Origin of the sequence: Actinomadura sp. B10D3 (assembly GCF_039871695.1) — a bacterium.
Taxonomy (GTDB): Bacteria; Actinomycetota; Actinomycetes; order Streptosporangiales; family Streptosporangiaceae; genus Spirillospora; species Spirillospora madurae.
In genome coordinates, this window is the sequence record NZ_JBDPLY010000002.1 from 116419 (window position 1) to 133622 (window position 17204).

Sequence of the window (17204 nt, forward strand, 5' to 3'; positions counted from 1 at the left end):
CGGCCATGGAACTCACGACCGTCTGGTTCATCGTCATCGCCTTCCTGTGGACGAGCTACTTCTTCCTGGAAGGGTTCGACTTCGGCGTCGGCATGCTGCTGCCCGTCCTCGGCCGGGACGACGTCGAGCGCCGCGTCGTCATCAACACCATCGGCCCGGTGTGGGACGGCAACGAGGTGTGGTTCATCGTCGCCGGCGCCGCCACCTTCGCCGCGTTCCCCGAGTGGTACGCCACCCTGTTCAGCGGCTTCTACCTGCCCCTCCTCGCCATCCTGCTCGCGCTGATCATCCGCGGCGTCGCGTTCGAGTACCGCGGCAAGCGCGACGAGGCCCGCTGGCGCTCCCGCTGGGACAAGGCGATCTTCTGGGGCAGCCTCGTGCCCGCGTTCCTGTGGGGCGTCGCGTTCGCGAACATGGTGCGCGGCGTGCCGCTGGACGCCGACCACGAGTACGCCGGCACGCTCGCCGACCTGCTCGGCCCCTACGCGCTGCTCGGCGGGCTCACCACGACGATCCTCTTCGTCCTGCACGGGGCGGTGTTCCTCGCGCTGAAGACGTCCGGGGGCATCCGCTTCCGGGCCCGCCGCATCGCGGGCTTCACCGCCGTCGCCGCCCTCGTCGCCGGCGGGGGCTTCCTCCTGGTCACCCAGCTCCAGTACGGCAAGCCGGTGACGTGGCTGACCGCCGCGGGCGCCGCCGCCGGGCTGCTCCTCGCCGCCGCCGCCAACCGGCGCGGCCGGGAGGGCTGGGCGTTCATCGGCACCGGCGCCGCCATCGTGCTCGCGGTCGCGACCCTGTTCACCTCGCTGTTCCCGGACGTGCTGCCGTCCACCCTGGACACCGGCTCGCTGACCACCGTGAACGCCGCCTCGTCGGACTACACGCTGACGATCATGACGTGGGTCGCGGCCGTGTTCACCCCGATCGTGATGATCTACCAGGGCTGGACGTACTGGGTGTTCCGCAAGCGGATCAGCACGTCCCACATCCCCGTGAAGCCGCCGGAGCGGGCCGCATGAAGCCCCTCGACCCCCGGCTGCTGCGGTACGCGCGGACGACGCGGCTCTTCCTGCTGGCGTCCGTGGCGCTCGGCACCGCCACCGCCGGCCTGATCATCGCGCAGGCGACCCTGCTCGCCGCCATGCTCACGCGCGCCTTCCTGCACGGCGCCTCGCTCGCCGACCTGCGCACCCCGCTGCTGCTCCTGCTCGCCGTCGTGCTGGCGCGGGCGCTGGTCGCGTGGCTGGCCGAGGTCGCGGCGCACCGCTCGTCCGCCGCCGTGAAGTCCGAGCTGCGGCGCCGGCTGCTCGCGCACGCCCTCGGCCTCGGCCCGCGCTGGCTGTCCGGCGAGCGCAGCGGCGAGCTCGCCACCCTCGCCACCCGCGGGATCGACGCCCTCGACGACTACTTCTCCCGGTACCTGCCGCAGCTCGTCCTCGCGGTGATCGTGCCGGTCGCCGTCGGCACGCGGATCCTGCTGGGCGACTGGCTGTCGGCCGTGACGATCGCGGCGACGCTGCCGCTCATCCCCGTCTTCGCGATCCTGGTCGGGCTCACCACGCAGCGGAAGATGGACCGGCAGTGGCGGACGCTGTCGATCCTGTCCGCCCACTTCCTGGACGTCGTCGCCGGGCTGCCCACGCTGAAGATCTTCGGCCGCGCCCGCGCCCAGGCCGGCCGGATCCGCGAGATCACCGACCGCCACCGGCGCGCCACCATGTCGACCCTGCGGATCGCGTTCCTGTCGGGCCTCGTCCTGGAGCTGCTGTCCACCCTCTCGGTCGCCCTCGTCGCCGTCTCGATCGGGCTGCGGCTGGTCGAGGGCGGGCTGGGCCTGGAGACGGCGCTGCTCGTCCTGATCCTGGCGCCGGAGGCGTACCTGCCCCTCCGCCAGGTCGGCGCGCAGTACCACGCCAGCGTCGAGGGCCTCACCGCCGCCTCGCGCGTCTTCGAGGTCCTCGAAACGCCGCTGCCCGCGTCCGGGACGCGTTCGGACGTCCCCGACCTGGCCCGCGCGACGCTCCGTCTGGAGGGCGTGACGGTCACCTACCCCGACCGCGACGCCCCCGCCCTCGACGACTTCTCCCTGACCGTTCACCCAGGGGAGACGGTCGCGCTGGTGGGGCCCAGCGGCGCGGGCAAGTCGACCGTCCTGTCGGTGCTGCTGGGCTTCGTCCGGCCGGTCTCAGGTCGCGTCCTGGTCGACTGGGACGACCTCGCCACGTTCTCGCCGGACGCCTGGCGCGCGCAGATCGCCTGGGTCCCGCAGCACCCGTACCTGTTCGCCGGCTCGGTCGCCGCGAACATCCGCCTGGGCCGTCCGGACGCGTCCGACGCCGAGATCCGGGCCGCGGCGGAGGCCGCGAACGCCCTCTCCTTCATCGAGGCGCTGCCGTCCGGGTTCGACACGCGGCTCGGCGACCGCGGCACCGGCCTCTCCGCGGGCCAGCGCCAGCGCATCGCCCTGGCCCGCGCCTTCCTCCGCGACGCCCCGCTCCTCCTGCTGGACGAACCGACCTCGAGCCTGGACGGCGAGAGCGAGGCCGCCGTGATCGACGCCGTAGCCCGCCTGGCGACGTCCCGCACGGTGATCCTCGTCGCCCACCGCCCCACCCTGCTCCCCCTGGCCGACCGCGTGATCCCCCTAACCCCCGCGGAGGTCACAACATGACCCCCCACAACCCTCACACCTTCCGGCGGGGTGGGAGTGCCGATGATTCACGTGAAACCTTGCCGAGCGTTCCGGAGCACGGGGCGGTGAGGGGCAGGTCGGAGAGCGGCGGCGGGATGGTGGTCTTGCGGCTGATCGCGTTCGCGCGGCCGGCTCGGGGGCGGCTGGTGCTCGCCGTGCTGTTCGGCGTTCTGGCGCTGGGGAGCGGGGTCGGGCTCATGGCGACCTCGGCATGGCTCATCTCGCGTGCCGCGCAGCATCCGCCGGTGCTCATGCTGATGGTCGCGATCGTGGCCGTGCGCGCGTTCGGCCTGGGGCGAGGCGTGTTCCGCTACGTCGAGCGGCTCGTCGGGCATGACGCGACGTTCCGCATCCTCGCCGACCTGCGTGCCCGGGTGTACGAGCGGCTGGAGCGCCTGGCACCGGGAGGGCTCCCCGCCTTCCGCGGCGGCGACCTGCTGAACAGGCTCGTCGCGGACGTGGACGCCGTCCAGGACCTCTTCCTCCGCGTCCTGCTGCCCTGCACGGTCGCCGCGGTCGTCGGCGGCGCGTCCGTGGGCGTCGCCTGGGCGCTGCTGCCGTCGGCGGGGATCGTCCTGCTGCTGGCGCTGGTGGTCGCGGGTCTCGCGGCGCCATGGTTGTCGGCAGTCGTCTCCCGCCGGGCCGAGCGCCGCACGACCGACCTGCGGGGCGAACTCACCTCCCACGTCGTCGACACGCTGCAGGGCGCGCCCGAACTCATCGCCTACGGGGCCGCCCCCGACCAGCTAGCCAAGGCGGCGCGGCTCGATCACGACTTCACCCGTGCGACGGCCCGTTCCGCGACGACCACCGGGGCAGGGGCCGCCATCTCCGCCCTCGCCGGCGGTCTCGCCGTCTGGGGGAACCTCGCCGCCGGTGTCCCGGCCGTTCGTTCGGGGGCGTTGGACGGCGTCCTGCTCGCGGTCATCGTCCTGCTGCCGCTGGCCGCGTTCGAGGTCGTGGCCGGGCTGCCGCTGGCCGCGCAGTACATGGAGCGGGTCCGGCGTTCGGCGGCACGGATCTTCGCCGTCCTGGACAGCCCACCCCCGGTGCGGGACCCGGACGATCCCGCGCCGCTGCCGGCGGCGCCGTACACCCTCTCGGTGGAGAACCTCCGAGCGCGGTGGACGCCCGACGGCCCGTACGCCCTCGACGGCATCTCGCTCGACCTGACGCCGGGCCGCCGCTGCGCGATCGTCGGCCCGAGCGGGTCGGGCAAGACGACGCTCACGTCCGTCCTGCTCCGCTTCCTGGAACCCGCCGGCGGGCGGGCGTCCCTCAACGGTGTGGACCTGCGCGCGCTCGCCGGCGACGACGTCCGCCGGGTCATCGGCCTCTGCGCCCAGGACGCCCACCTGTTCGACTCCACGATCGGTGAGAACATCCGGCTGGCACGTCCCGCCGCCACCGACGGCGAGATCCGCGACGTCCTGCGCCGCGCCCGGATCCTCGACTGGGTCGAGTCCCTCCCGCGCGGCCTCGACACCCATGTCGGCGAGCACGGCGCCCAGGTCTCGGGCGGCCAGCGCCGGCGCATCGCCCTGGCCCGCGCCCTGCTCGCCGACCCGCCGGTATTGCTTCTGGACGAGCCCGCCGAGCACCTGGACATCGCGACCGCCGACGCGCTCACCGCCGACCTGCTCACCGCCACGGAGGGCCGCACCACGCTGCTCGTCACCCACCGCCTCGCGGGGCTGGACGCCGTCGACGAGGTCATCGTGCTGGACGGCGGACGCGCCGCCGACCGCGGCACCCACGCCGCCCTGCTCTCCCGCCCCGGCCCCTACCGCGCCCTCTGGGAGCGCGAGCAGGCCGCCGTCCCGGCCCCCGAATTTAGGTAGGTAAAATCAACAGAGATCAGGTAAACCGATCTCGGGAGCAATTCGTCGCGCCATTTTCTTGGATTTATCGAGAACAATTCTGAACCGCCCGCCATCTCACCCAGTACAGGATCCGATCGATGGGAACGGGGGTTCCACAGATGAAGATTCTCGTGCGCGCGGTGCTCGCCATCGCCGCCACGGTCCTGGCCGTCGGCACGAGTTCGGGGGCCATGCAGGCCGCCAACGCCGACGGCCCGAACACCGACCCGGCGGTGGCACGGGCCATCGCCGCCCAGCCGTGGGTGGAGCTCGGGCCCGGCGACAGCGACTACCGCATCGCCTCGGCCCGCTGCTTCCTGGTGCAGCTCGGCTACTACAACGACTGCACGCCGACGTCCGCCGGAGAGGGCTGGCCCGAGAACCTCGGGCCCGCGGTGAAGAAGTACCAGGCCGCGCGCGACCTGCCCCAGACGGGGAAACTCGACGCGGAGACCTGGGGCGCGCTCCGCAACGACAACGGTGAGGTCGGCCAGGGCAACGGCCGCCGACACCAGATCAAGGGCATCCAGTACGCGATGAAGGTCCTGCAGGACCGCTCCCTCGTCGCGGACGGGTACTACGGTCCGGCGACCGTGAAGGCCGTCACCGCCTTCCAGAAGCGCAAGGAGATCGACGCCGACGGCATCTTCGGCCCGATCACCTTCCGCGCCGCGTTCGCCAAGGGCGCCGAGGCCCGGCGCACGCCCGGGCGGTGACCCACCGGCGGCCGCCCCGCGACCCCTCCGGGTCGTGGGGCGGCCGCCGCCTTCCCGCACTGAATACCCTTTCGAGTGATCAGCTCGGCGCGCTCATTTCACGTTCGAGCGCGTCGCGAATGTGGTGTGCGAGTGATCGGGGAGCCTGCGCGTGAGCCAGGTGGCCCTGCCCGGCAATGCGAACGATCCGCGCCTGAGGCATCGCCTTTGAAAATTGCGCGAACGCCGTTCCGTAAGGCGCCTTCCCTTCGTTGTCCTCGCCGAGGAGCAGGGTGACCGGGACGTCCAGCGCCGCGTAGGCGTCCATGGCGGGACGGTGATCGTTGATCGCGGCGAGTTCGGCCGCCGAGGGGCCGGCCAGCGGGCGCAGGACGTCCCACGCCGGGCTCGCCCGGAGTTCGGCGACGTAGCCGGGGGTGAATCCGGAGACCAGGAGGTTCACGACCTCTACGGCCCGGTCCAGATCCCCCTGGTCGACGGCCTCGCGCAGCGGCCCCACCGCCTCCGGGGCGAAGGGGTGGGCCACCGGCTCGTACAGGATGAGCGAGCGCAGATCCGTACGGCCGGCGGCCGCCTCCAGCGCGATCAGCGCCCCGTAACTCCAGCCGAACAGATGCACGTCCTCGCCGAGCACGTCCAGGACGTGCCGGAGGTCGTCCACCTCGGTCCGCACCGAGTACCCGGGCCCGAGAGGCCCGCTCGGCACCCGGCCGCGGCGGTTGAGCACGACGACCGGGTTGGGGAGGTCGATGTGCTCGACGACCGGGCGCCATCCGGCCGCGTCGGCCATGACGCCGGGCAGCAGGACGAGCGGTGGGCCCTCACCGTCGCGGACCTCGGCGGCGAGAACGGTGCCCTCACGGTTGAACTGCATTGGACGCACTGTCGATCCTTCGTGACTGGTCAGAGTGTCGAGACGAACCCGGGCAGGAGACCGAGCACCGGGATGGCGATGAGCGTGCACACGGTCATGGAGACCACGTTGCCGATGAACGGATGGAAGTCGGGCGGCAGCCGCCTGGAGATCAGCGCGGCCAGCGGCGGCCCGGCGACCGCGCCGAACACCGCCCCGAAGACGACCGCCTCGACGGTCGCGCCATAGGTGAGGACCACCGCCGGCGCCACCGACACGACCGGGACGAAGGTCGGGTACCAGCCGAAGGCGGCCCATCGGCGCTGGTAGAGCAGGACGGCCAGGGTGCCCGCCAGCACCTGGGCGGTGAGCATCGCGGGCAGCAGCCCGTGTCCGCTCCCGTACACCGGGGTCAGCGGGTTGAGCAGGTAGGTCGCGAGCGTCCCGCCGATCAGGCCGATGGCGGCGATCTCGTTGCCGTAGAACTGGGCCTCGGTGAAGTCGGCGAGCACGCGCCGGACCACCCAGACACCGCCGCGCTCGTCCGGCTCGGGCGCCGGGGGCTCGGCGGGTTCGGCGCTCTGCTCGGCCGAGAGCGGGCGAGGCATCCACGGCAGGTGCCGGCAGATCAGGAACGCCAGGAGCGCTCCGACCCACATGCCCGTGACGTTCCCGATGACGGTGGGCAGGTGCAGTGGGTGGCAGAAGTAGTTCGCCATGGCCAGCGCCACCGGCGTCGTCAGCGCGGCTCCGAGCACCGCCCCGGTGGCGGCCACCGACCATCCCGCGCCGTAGACGAGCACCACGACCGGAGGAACCGACACGAACGGGACGAAGGTGGGCTGCCACTGGCCGGTCGCCGGGATCGTCCAGCCCCAGGCGAGGTCGGACAGCAGCAGGCCGAACGCGGCGGAGCCCAGCAGCCACGGCCACAGCCCGGTGCCGTAGCTGATCGGGAAGCCCGCCCACCGGCGGCCCCGCCGCCAGGCCGCGTGCGCGAGCCAGCCGCCCGCGATCATCCCGAGCCCGCCGATCGCGGACTTGAAGAACTCGGCCTCGGTGGCGTCCCCGATCCACCAGCGCAGGAACTGCGGGACGTTCGCGTACATCTCGTCCTGCCATGCCGTGTAACCGGGCAGGACGTGCGGCAGCCCGTCCTCGGCGCGCGTGAGGAGGACGGCGAGCACCGCGGTCACCGAGACCAGGACGGCGCCGCCCGCCCATCTCCCGACCGCCGGATGTGCGGCGCGGGGGAACACGGCCGGTGAGGTCTTCGTCGTGTAGCTCATGACGGACTCCTCACCGCGGGAAGGCATCGCCGCCGCGGTAGCCGAGCAGCGGATCGTAGAGGTCGGTGCGCCGGTCGCGGACGAGGTCGTTGAGGTCGTTCCAGATCGGCGCCGACCGCGCCGCCACGACGTCCAGGTCCGCGTAGACGGTCGTCTCGTCCTCGGCCGGGGCGACGGAACCGATCGGCCAGCCGTTGGTCCCCGTGATGAGGGAGCACCCGAGGAACCTGCCGCCCCGTTCCTCGCCCACCCGGTTCGCCGCCACGATCGGGAGGCTGTTCACGTGCGACGCGCTCATCGTCAGGTAGGAGGCCATGCACCGGCCCGCCTCGTCGAACAGCGGGGGCGGCGTCCACACCCAGTTGTTCACGCTGCAGACGACGTCCGCGCCCTGGGTGGCGAGCAGCCGCGGCACCTCGGGGAACCAGACGTCCCAGCAGATCAGCAGCCCGATCCGGCCGATCCGGGTCGGGAACACCGGGAAGCCGAGGTCGCCGGGCTCGAAGATCAGCTTCTCCCGGTTCCACAGGTGGGTCTTGCGGTAGGTACCGACCACCCCGTCCGGGCCGGTCAGCACCGCGGTGTCGTACAGCCGGACGCCGTCGCGCTCGGCCAGGCCGCCCACGATGTGCAGGCCGCGCTCGCGGGCGACCTCCGTCCACGCCCGCGTGGTGGGCCCGTCCGGGACGGGCTCCGCGTGCGCGTAGGCCTCCTCGCGGGTGGCGAACCCGTATCCGGTGTTGGCGAGCTCCGGGAGCACGATCAGCGTGGCTCCGCGGTCGGCGGCCTCGTTGATCAGTTCGAGGCTCCGCTGGACGTTCTTCTCCTTGTTCTCCAGGCCGACCTGGGGGTCGAACTGGACGGCGGCCGCGGTGACCGGACTGACAGCGGACATGAGTGCTCCTTCAGGGGTGGGATGCGGTGGGGGTCGTCTGGTTCGCGCCCGCCAGGCGGTCCGCTACGGCGAGCAGCAGGCGCTCGGCGCCCGGCCCGGCGATCAGCTGGAGGCCGGTGGGCAGCCCGTCCACCTGTGCGGCGGGCAGGCTGACGGCGGGCAGCCCGAGCACGCTCCATGGGCTGGTGAGCGACAGCAGTGCGGCTCGGACGTCGATCGGCGTCCCGTCCAGGGACACGCTCCGGGCGTCCAGTGGCGGAGGGAGGATCGGGACGGTGGGCATGGCGAGAAGGTCATGGCGTTCCAGGAGCGCCGCCACCGCGACGTCGACCCGATCCCGGATCGCCCGAGCCGCTTCGGCGTCCTCCTCGGTGATCCGCCCGGCGGCGCGCAGGCGGGCGAGAACCTCCTCTCCGTAGAGCTCCGGTGCGGCGGCCAGCCGCCCGGCGTGGATCGCGTGGACCTCACGGCCCTGGATCATCTGGTAGGCCCAGCGCAGTCGCGCGATGTCGGGGACGGCCACGTCCCGCACGGGCAGCGGTTCCAGCATCGCGCGGGCCGCCTCGGTGACCCGCGGGTCGGCCGAATGGAGCGCGCCGGGCGCCACCCACCCGACGCGGCAGCCGGAGATGTCCGGCTCTGGACCGTCCTGACCTGCCAGGACGTTCCAGAGCAGCAGGCAGTCCCCGGCCGTGCGCGCCATCGGGCCGACCGTGTCCAGGGAGGGCGCCACCGGGAAGACGCCACCGGACGGCACGGCGCCGTGGGTGGGTTTGAGCCCGACGATCCCGCAGCAGGCGGCGGGGATGCGCACCGAGCCCCCGGTGTCGGTGCCCACCGCGAGCGGCACGATCCCGGCGGCCACCGCGGCGCCGGACCCGCTGCTGGAACCGCCGGGGACGCGTTCCCGCCGGTACGGGTTGCGGGTCGGCCCGTCCGCCGACCGGTCCCCGGTGGGGCCGAACGCGAACTCGTGCGTCGCCGCCTTCCCGACGATGATCGCGCCGGACGCGCGGAGCCGGCGCACGCACTCCGCGTCGTGCCCGGGCACCCGGCCGGCGTGGTGCCGCGACCCCATGGCGGTGCGCAGGCCGGCGGTGTCCACGACGTCCTTGACCGCGACCGGGATGCCGTGCAGGGGCCCGCGGTCCACTCCCGCGGACAGCTCGCGTCCCGCGCGCTCCGCCGCCGCCCGCGCCCCGGACGCGTCGACCGCGGCGAACGCGTTGAGCCCCGGGTCGAGCCTGGCCGCCTCGGCCAGCGACCGCTCCACCAGAGCGGCCGGGGAGAGGGTCCCGGCGCGCAGCGCACCGGCCAGCTCGGTCACGGTGCGCCGGGCGAACCAGCCCGCGTCCGGCGGCGGCCCGATCATGCCCGACCCGCCGCGTCGGCCCGTCCTGTCACGACTTCCTCTTTCCCAAACGTTTGGGCGTTGACCTCCGGCTGACCCAAACGATTGGGTCAAACGTTTGAGTTGTATAAAAGGCACCAGAGGGTCGCCCTGTCAAGGGGTGACGGCGACGGAGAGGCAGGACGGGTGGCCCGAACCGACCGGCAGCGGCCCGCGACACTGCGCACCATCGCGCAGGCGGCGGGGGTCGACGTCTCGACCGTCTCCCGCGTCCTCAACGGCTCCGCGGAGGACGCGCAGCGCGCCGCGTCCCGCGAGACCGCCGACGAGATCCGGCGGTGGGCGGCCCGGCTGAACTACCGGCCGAACCCGCACGCCACCAGCCTGCGCACCGCGCGCAGCAACCTCGTCGGCGTCCTGGTCCCCCGGCTGTCCGACATGGTGCTCGCCACGATCTACGAGGGCGTCGAGGACGCCGCCGCCCGGCACGGCCTGACGACCTTCGTGATGAACAGCCACGACCGGCCGGAGCAGCAGCGCGTGCGCACCGAGCTGGCGCTGTCCCGCCGCGTCGACGGGCTGGTCTTCGGCGACGCGCACACCGACGCCGCGTTCCTGGACGAGATCGCCGAGCGCCGGATCCCGTTCGTGCTCGTCAGCCGGCACGCCGGCCGGCACCCCGCCGTCACCTGCGACGACCACCTCGGCGGCCGGCTGGTCGCCGAGCACCTCCTCGGCCTCGGCCACCGCCGGGTGGGCGTCATCGCCGGCGAGCCCTTCGCCAGCACCGGCGCCGACCGCACAGCCGGCTTCGTCGACCGCTACCGCGAGGCGGGCCTCCCGGTGCCCGGCTCCCACGTCGTCCACTCCCGGTTCGACGCCGCCGGCGGCCGCGACGCCGCCGAGACGCTCCTGCGCCTCGAACCCCGGCCCACGGCCATCTTCGCCGTGAACGACTTCTCGGCCATCGGCGCGCTGGGCGTCCTGCGCGACCACGGCCTCCGGCCCGGCAAGGACATCGCCGTCGCCGGATACAACGACACCCCGCTGGCCGCGGAACTGCCCATCCCGCTGACCAGCGTCCGCTCGCCCATGCGGCAGATGGGCGCCCGGGCCCTCGACCTGCTCGTCGACCTGCTGGCCGGCCGGGCGCCCGAATCCGAGCGGCTCCGCCCGGAGCTGTCCATCCGGGCGTCCACCGACCCCGCAAGGCTCTCCAAGATGATCGAGGAATTCTGACGCCTCGTGAAAACCGTGAAAGGCCTCTGGCCTGAACCGGGAAGGATCTCTACGCTGCCGGGGTCGCAGACGAACCCTGGAGGGCCGCCCTCATGCCCGAGCTCCCCGCCTCCTCGATCGATCGCAGGACGTTCTTCGGCGTGACCGCGGGTGCCGCCGCGGCGTCCACCCTGCTGACCCCGACCGCGACCGCGGCGCACGCGGACGCCCCGGCACCCGGCCGCCACCGGCACCGCCGCGTCCGCTTCGGCGTGAACTACGTCCCGAGCAAGAACTGGTGGTTCTCCTGGTCGGACTGGGACCGGTCATCGATCGCGGCCGACCTGGACGACATCGCGTCCCTGGGCATGGACCACATCCGCATCATGCTGGTCTGGTCGGAACTGCACCCGAACTCCACCTACGTCCGCGGCGAGCACCTCGACCGTCTCGAAGAACTCCTCGACCTCGCCGACCGCCGCCACCTCGACGTCGAGGTGACCGTCTTCAACGGCGCGGTCAGCGGCGTCCTGTTCGTCCCGCCGTTCCTCATCAGCAACAGCGACGGCACGACCAAGAACGTCCTCACCGACCCCGGAGTGATCGAGCGGGAGCAATGGCTCCTCGGGCAGATCGCCGAACGCATCGGCCGGCACCGCAGGTTCATGGGATTCGACCTCTCCAACGAGATCCACTGGTTCGGCAAACCGCTGGGCATGGCGGTCACTCCGGCCCAGGGCGACGCCTGGCACACCGCCCTCTTCGACACCTGCGAAAAGGTCGCGCCGGGCAAGATCCACGTCTCCGGAATCGACCACTGGCCGTGGCAGAACAACGACTACTGGAGCCGTCACGGACTCGCGACCTCCGGAACGATGACCGCCAACCACACCTGGGCGGGCTGGACGCAGGTCATCCAGCGCTACGGGTCGCTCTCCACATCGTCCACGCACTATTCCGAGTTCTTCGTCGAACTCATCAAGGCCTTCCACACCGACCTGAAGCGAAAGGTGTGGATCGAGGAGACCGGCGTCTCCACCGTCTGGATGGACGCCGCCGACATCCCGCCCTGGACCGAAAGGTCGATCCGCGCGATGGCCGACTGCCCGGACCTCTTCGGCATCACCTGGTGGGACTCGCACGACCTCAATCCGAAGCTCAGCGGCTACGTCAACCTCGAATACGACCTCGGCCTGTTCACCAACGACCGGAAACTGAAGCCGATCGGCAAGACCATCCGCAAACTCATCGCCGAATACGACGCCCGCCCACCTGCCCCGGCCCCGCGCGAGACCGCCCTCGTCCTGCCCGACGACATGATCCCGGCGGCCGACTTCACCACCTTCTTCGACCCGTTCATGAAACTCGTCGACGAGGGAAGGCGCCCGGCCGTCGTCCTGCAGAGCCGCACCCAGGACACCGCCTACCTGGCAGCCCGCGGCATCACCACCCTGATCACTCTCGACCAGGTGCGAACGTGACCAGTGCCGGCAGTACCGTCAACGCCGGAAGGCCTTTGACGACCGGGAGCCAAGATGATCGCCCGAACATGGCGCGCGACCGCAACCCCCGAGGGGGCGGACGCCTACCGCGAGCACTTCGCCGACGCAGTGCTCCCAGCACTCCGCCGGGTTGACGGCCACCGAGGCGCCTACCTGTTCCGCCGGGACGCGGACGGCCAGATAGAACTGGAAGTCATGACCCTGTGGGACTCCCTCGAAGCCATTCAGGGCTTCGCCGGAGCCGACATATCAACAGCCGTAGTAGAGCCAGAGGCACAAGCCGTCCTCCTGACCTACGACAGAACGGTCATTCACCGAACGGTCGCGCTGAGCACCCTCGAAAACAGCTAACAAATCCCAGCGCGCCCCCTTGCCCCAGCGGATGGCTGGGCGTGCTGCTCAAAGCGTGGAGGTGCTTCCGGTCTCCGCGTGGAACTCTTCGATGCCGAGGACCCGCAGCAGGTCCACGCGCTCGCGGGTCTCGGCGTTCGCCGGGGTGAGCACCAGCAACTGCTGACGCTGGTCGGGGGTGACCAGGGTTTCGCAGTCCATGAGGAGACGGCCCACGCGCGGATGCAGGATGGTCTTGCGGTCGGCACGGCGGACCGCCACCTCGTGCTCGGCCCACAGCCTTCGGAAGTCGGCGCTCGCGTCCTGCAACCGCTCGACCAGCCCGGCCACCACGGGATCACCGGACCGGCGCCCGGCGACGGCGCGCAGGTCGGCCACGATCTGGCGGCCGTAGTGCTCCCGCTCCTCGGGCGGGCAGCCGGCACGCGCGGCAGCCTCGGTGAACCAGCGGTACACGGTGTACCGCCGGTCGCCGGAGAAGACCGTGTGGTCACCCGCCAGCAGGACCGACATCCGGTTCTGCGCGAGGACCTCCCCCAGGTCGGACAGCACCATGGCCGGGGTGTCGCCGAGCAGGTCGAGCATGCGCACCAGACCGGCACGGGCCAGCCGGGCCACCTCGTCGGCCGGCGGGGGCCGGTGCCCGGCCAGATGGAACAGGTGGTCGCGCTCGTCGTCGGTCAGCCGCAGCGCCCGGGCCAGCGCACCGAGCAGCTGCGTGGACGGCTGGCTGCTGCGTCCCTGTTCGAGGCGCACCACATAGTCCACCGACATGCCGGCGAGCATCGCCACCTCTTCCCGGCGCAGACCGGCGGTGCGGCGCCGGGGACCGTCGGCCAGCCCCACCTCGGCCGGACGGATCGCCTTGCGGCGGCGGCGCAGGAAGTCGGCGAGCTGCTCACGTTCCATGACCCCATGGTCCCTCCGGCCGCCGGACTTATACAGGGAGCGGCTCTCCCACGATGAACGCTCCGCTTTCGCCCGTCCCGTCCGGAACGCAGGGTGGAGGCGCGACATCCAGAAGAGGAGAACCTCATGCAGACAAGAACTCTGGGACGTACCGGGCCGACCGTTTCCAGGCTCGGCCTGGGCGCGATGGCCATGTCAGGCGCCTACGGCGAGGCCGACCGGACGGAGAGCATCGCCACCGTGCACGCCGCCCTCGACGCCGGAGTCACGCTGATCGACACGGCCGACTTCTACGCCATGGGCCACAACGAGTTGCTCCTCGCCGAGGCCCTCCGCGGCCGGAACCGTGACGACTACAAGCTCAGCGTCAAGTTCGGCATGCTGCGCGGCCCCGGACCCGAATTCGGCGGGCACGACGGCCGTCCCGAGGCGGTGAAGAACTTCCTGGCCTACTCGCTGACACGGCTGGGCACCGACTACATCGACACCTACCGTCCCGCCCGGCTGGACCCGGCGGTGCCGATCGAGGAGACGGTCGGCGCGATCAAGGACATGATCGACGCCGGGCACGTGCGGCACCTCGGCCTCTCGGAGGTCGACGCGGAGACGATCCGCCGCGCGCACGCCGTCCACCCCGTCGCCGACCTGCAGATCGAGTACTCGGTGATCTCCCGCGCCGTGGAGGCCGACGTCCTGCCCACGCTGCGGGAACTCGGCATCGGCCTGACGGCGTACGGCGTCCTCGGCCGCGGCCTCATCTCCGGTCACTGGTCCGCCGGCCGCACCGCCGGCCCCGGAGACAGCCGCGCCTTCGGCCCGCGGTTCTCCGGCGGCAACGTCGAGCACAACCTCGCCCTCGTGGACGCCCTGCGCCGGGTCGCCGAAGCCAAGGGATGCACCGTCGCCCAACTGGTCATCGCCTGGGTGGCCGCGCAGGGCGATGACATCGTCCCGCTGGTCGGCGCCCGCACCCGCGAGCGCCTGACCGAGGCCCTGCCCGCGGCGGACCTGGCCCTCACCGCAGACGACCTCACCGACATCGAAAAGGCCGTCCCACCAGGCGCCGCCCGAGGCGACCGCTACCCGTCCGCCTTCATGCGAGACCTGGGCGTAGGCAACTGACCGCCCGACCGCCCCCGTCCAACCTCCGGACGGGGCGTTCTCCACGGCACAGCCGTCACGGCACGTGATGTTCTCGGATGTCTTTCGCTGCCAGGACCAATCACATTCCGGTGCCGATCCCGAGCGTAAATCTGAGATTTTATCGCGACCGCTTCAAAATCGCCGATAGCCCTGGTCACGCCGCCCGGGCAGGTCGATGACGGGCGACGACGATGATCTTGTAAGCTGTCCGGCGACCTGCTCAAGCGATGAAGGATGCCAATGTCGGGCGTTTCTGCCGCCACAACCCCGCACGGAGACGTACTACAGGAGATCGCGCGTCTAGGGGGTGCGATCAGCGAAAATTTCGAGCCGGAGGACTGGCGGGAGGACACACCACTGGGAGAGCGCCTCATCCCGTCGCCGATTCAGGCGATCCTGTCAGTTGAATGGCCGGAAGAGCACGTCCTGGTCACCGAGGAGGACGAGTACGAGGTCACGTTCCCCCAACTCGTCGACGGGGATCCTGTGGCGGAAGATCGCGCCTTCTTCATCATCGCTTTCAATGAGACGACACAGTACTACTGGGTCATCGATCTCGATGACGAGCGTCCGGACGACCCATGGGTGCATGAGATAGATCATGACCTGTATGGCGACGACCGCAGATTCAAAAATCCCGAGCGGTTGTCGCGGATGCTCGCCACTCTCACCACCACCACCTGATCCGCTAGTTGGTCTTGCCGGGTAAGGAGATCTGCCGGGCAACGTGCCCGTTGCCCGGCAGATGCGCCACCGGGCTGCTCTGCGCTGGTCAGGCTGCCCCACCTGGTTCAGAGTGACGCTGGCACCTGGCGCTAGAGGACGGTGGGGCTCCGGCGCTCCAGCAGGACGACGTCGCGCCACCGGCCGTGGAGGCGGCCGATCCGTCGGCGGGTGCCCACCGTGCGGAATCCCGCTTTGGCACGCAGGCGGAGACTGGGCGTGTTCTTGGCGACCCGCTGACCTAGGCCTCCTCACCGATCACCTCGCGACCGACCGCCAGTCCTTGTTGATCACCTTGCTATCGGGCACGCAACGGGCACGGCGCCTCGCCCCCAACCAGTGCATCGGTCACTGAGTCCGATCACCCTCAACGCCCCGCGCGCTGCGGCCTGGGTACCTACGACGGAAGTCGGGCGTGTGGCACAGCATCGGCAAGCGCGTGGGGATGGGAGGGTTATCGGAGCATCGCAGCAGGTTGTCTAGTCGATCTTGTGGCGATTGGATCCGGATTCTGTTATGATCGGCTACCGCCAACGCTGATGACTGGACAGTACCCTTTCATCAGTCGCACCTAAGGCCGCTCGCACGACGAGTTCGACACAAGGTGCAAGGTGACGTCCGGAGCCGTCTTGAAGCAGGCATTCATGCTTGCTCGACTGCCTTCTCACTTCGCCGGAAGGATCATCCATTGAAACTTCGTATCGGTCGTGTCCTCGCAGGAACGATGGCACTCGCTGCCGCCGCCATCATGGCCACCGGCGGCACCGCTTCCGCTGACGAACCACCCGGCGGCATCGTTTGGGATCACAAGTGGTCCGCAACGGGTATCAGAGTCTACGTCGAAGAACACGGCGACATCGTCTCTATATGCGACTCATCGGCGAATGGTCACTCAGCCAAGGCCTATGTCAGTGCCTATTATGGGGGCCACCATAATCCGTCCCAAGAATATTTCATGAAGGCCGCGAATGGCTATGGAAGCTGCAAGACACACCGAGCCAGTGAGGGCGGGGTCTACAATTTGCCCGAGGGGGCAGCTTGGGAGATTGCCATCAACTACGATGGCGACGGGGACGGCAATTACGCACAGAGAAGATTCATAAATGACCATTGATTGAGGAAGTGAGCCTTGCCCAGGGGATTTCATCCCTTGGGCGCCTAGGAGCCGGTGAAAGTTTTTCGTCACAGACTCTTAGTAACCTCTTCGTCATTTACTTTCGTGGCTGCACCCACCGGGCTGAGCAGTTCTGTGCCATCTGGACTTGTCTGACCACCGCCACCCTAAGCCGAATCGCGCTGCTGGGCGCCCTCACTCGGCCCACCAACCGGCGACTCCGACTTTAACCGCACGGCACCAACCATCACGCGCTCTTGGCCAAGAAGCCGCATCCTTATCAGTTCGTTCCACTCCAAGGTCATCACCTCGCGCGGCCGTCCTGACCTTCTGATGAGCACTGATCATGTTCGGCCGCGTCTGCTGGTGTTGCCGTCACGGCTGCCGTCACTGCCGTCATCCACAAGCCGTGCATATGCCTGTGGATCGGCGTAGCCGCACAGACGAACGGACCTGTCCGGAGGGTACTCCCGCGCGAACGGCGCGTACCCCGTGACAGACAGATTCGCGCGGGAGTGCCCTCCGGGTCCAGGAGGGGTCTGGGGAACCACGGGGTTCCCCAGTAGCGCACGCTCAACCAATCTTC

The 17204-nt window shown here is 70.6% G+C and carries 15 protein-coding genes and 1 pseudogene; 10 read left to right on the top strand and 6 right to left on the bottom strand.

The genetic code is table 11. The features are described from left to right. The first annotated feature begins 5 nt into the window (after positions 1-5). From cydB to ABGB11_RS03750, 4 genes are all read left to right on the top strand, one after another. Entirely contained in the window at positions 6-1019 is a 1014-nt protein-coding gene (gene cydB / locus ABGB11_RS03735) for a cytochrome d ubiquinol oxidase subunit II (protein ID WP_347628795.1), read from the top strand. After that, positions 1016-2671 (top strand): thiol reductant ABC exporter subunit CydD, encoded by a 1656-nt coding sequence (cydD, locus tag ABGB11_RS03740; protein ID WP_347628797.1) that lies wholly within the window; start codon positions 1016-1018, stop codon positions 2669-2671. The genes cydB and cydD overlap by 4 nt, the downstream gene beginning before the upstream one ends. Before the next feature lie 86 nt (positions 2672-2757). Further along, entirely contained in the window at positions 2758-4533 is a 1776-nt protein-coding gene (gene cydC, locus ABGB11_RS03745) for a thiol reductant ABC exporter subunit CydC (protein ID WP_347628799.1), read from the top strand. Between the two features lie 140 nt (positions 4534-4673). Continuing rightward, positions 4674-5270, top strand: coding sequence for a peptidoglycan-binding protein (locus tag ABGB11_RS03750; RefSeq protein ID WP_347628801.1), 597 nt, complete (start codon positions 4674-4676; stop codon positions 5268-5270). A gap of 79 nt (positions 5271-5349) precedes the next feature. Here ABGB11_RS03750 and ABGB11_RS03755 read toward each other — a convergent pair whose 3' ends face one another. From ABGB11_RS03755 to ABGB11_RS03770, 4 genes are read right to left on the bottom strand one after another with little or no spacing between them, the layout of a single operon-like run. Then, on the bottom strand, positions 5350-6144 hold the full coding sequence (locus ABGB11_RS03755; protein WP_347628803.1) for an alpha/beta hydrolase: 795 nt from the start codon (positions 6142-6144) through the stop codon (positions 5350-5352). A gap of 29 nt (positions 6145-6173) precedes the next feature. Beyond that, positions 6174-7412, bottom strand: coding sequence for a hypothetical protein (locus ABGB11_RS03760; protein ID WP_347628805.1), 1239 nt, complete (start codon positions 7410-7412; stop codon positions 6174-6176). A gap of 10 nt (positions 7413-7422) precedes the next feature. Beyond that, positions 7423-8307: a nitrilase family protein gene (locus ABGB11_RS03765; protein ID WP_347628807.1), complete on the bottom strand. Its 885-nt coding sequence runs from the start codon at positions 8305-8307 to the stop codon at positions 7423-7425. A 10-nt stretch (positions 8308-8317) separates the two neighbouring features. Next, entirely contained in the window at positions 8318-9679 is a 1362-nt protein-coding gene (locus ABGB11_RS03770) for an amidase (protein ID WP_347628809.1), read from the bottom strand. Positions 9680-9844: 165 nt separating this feature from the next. Between ABGB11_RS03770 and ABGB11_RS03775 the strand changes: the two genes are divergently transcribed. From ABGB11_RS03775 to ABGB11_RS03785, 3 genes are all read left to right on the top strand, one after another. After that, complete coding sequence (locus tag ABGB11_RS03775) at positions 9845-10897, top strand: substrate-binding domain-containing protein (protein ID WP_347628811.1); 1053 nt, start codon at positions 9845-9847, stop codon at positions 10895-10897. 92 nt (positions 10898-10989) lie between these two features. After that, positions 10990-12357 carry a cellulase family glycosylhydrolase gene (locus tag ABGB11_RS03780; protein WP_347628813.1) on the top strand — a complete coding sequence of 456 codons (1368 nt, stop codon included), beginning with the start codon at positions 10990-10992 and terminating at the stop codon, positions 12355-12357. Between the two features lie 54 nt (positions 12358-12411). After that, positions 12412-12729: an antibiotic biosynthesis monooxygenase gene (locus tag ABGB11_RS03785; RefSeq protein ID WP_347628815.1), complete on the top strand. Its 318-nt coding sequence runs from the start codon at positions 12412-12414 to the stop codon at positions 12727-12729. Between the two features lie 48 nt (positions 12730-12777). Here the strand turns inward: ABGB11_RS03785 and ABGB11_RS03790 are convergent, their stop codons facing one another. Continuing rightward, a complete protein-coding gene (locus ABGB11_RS03790) occupies positions 12778-13638 on the bottom strand; it encodes a helix-turn-helix transcriptional regulator (protein WP_347628817.1) in 861 nt (286 codons plus the stop codon). A 126-nt stretch (positions 13639-13764) separates the two neighbouring features. Here ABGB11_RS03790 and ABGB11_RS03795 point away from each other — a divergent pair, with 126 nt between their 5' ends. Then, a complete protein-coding gene (locus tag ABGB11_RS03795; RefSeq protein ID WP_347628819.1) occupies positions 13765-14760 on the top strand; it encodes an aldo/keto reductase in 996 nt (331 codons plus the stop codon). Between the two features lie 261 nt (positions 14761-15021). Next, positions 15022-15465: a hypothetical protein gene (locus tag ABGB11_RS03800; RefSeq protein WP_347628821.1), complete on the top strand. Its 444-nt coding sequence runs from the start codon at positions 15022-15024 to the stop codon at positions 15463-15465. A gap of 131 nt (positions 15466-15596) precedes the next feature. On the opposite strand, the pseudogene ABGB11_RS03805 reads toward ABGB11_RS03800, so the two are convergent. Continuing rightward, positions 15597-15698 (bottom strand): annotated as a pseudogene (locus ABGB11_RS03805) (ArsR family transcriptional regulator); the annotation flags it as partial. Positions 15699-16192: 494 nt separating this feature from the next. Here ABGB11_RS03805 and ABGB11_RS03810 point away from each other — a divergent pair. Further along, the gene (locus tag ABGB11_RS03810) at positions 16193-16618 is read left to right on the top strand and encodes a hypothetical protein (RefSeq protein WP_347628823.1); all 426 of its coding nucleotides are present in this window, start codon (positions 16193-16195) and stop codon (positions 16616-16618) included. Positions 16619-17204: the final 586 nt, after the last annotated feature.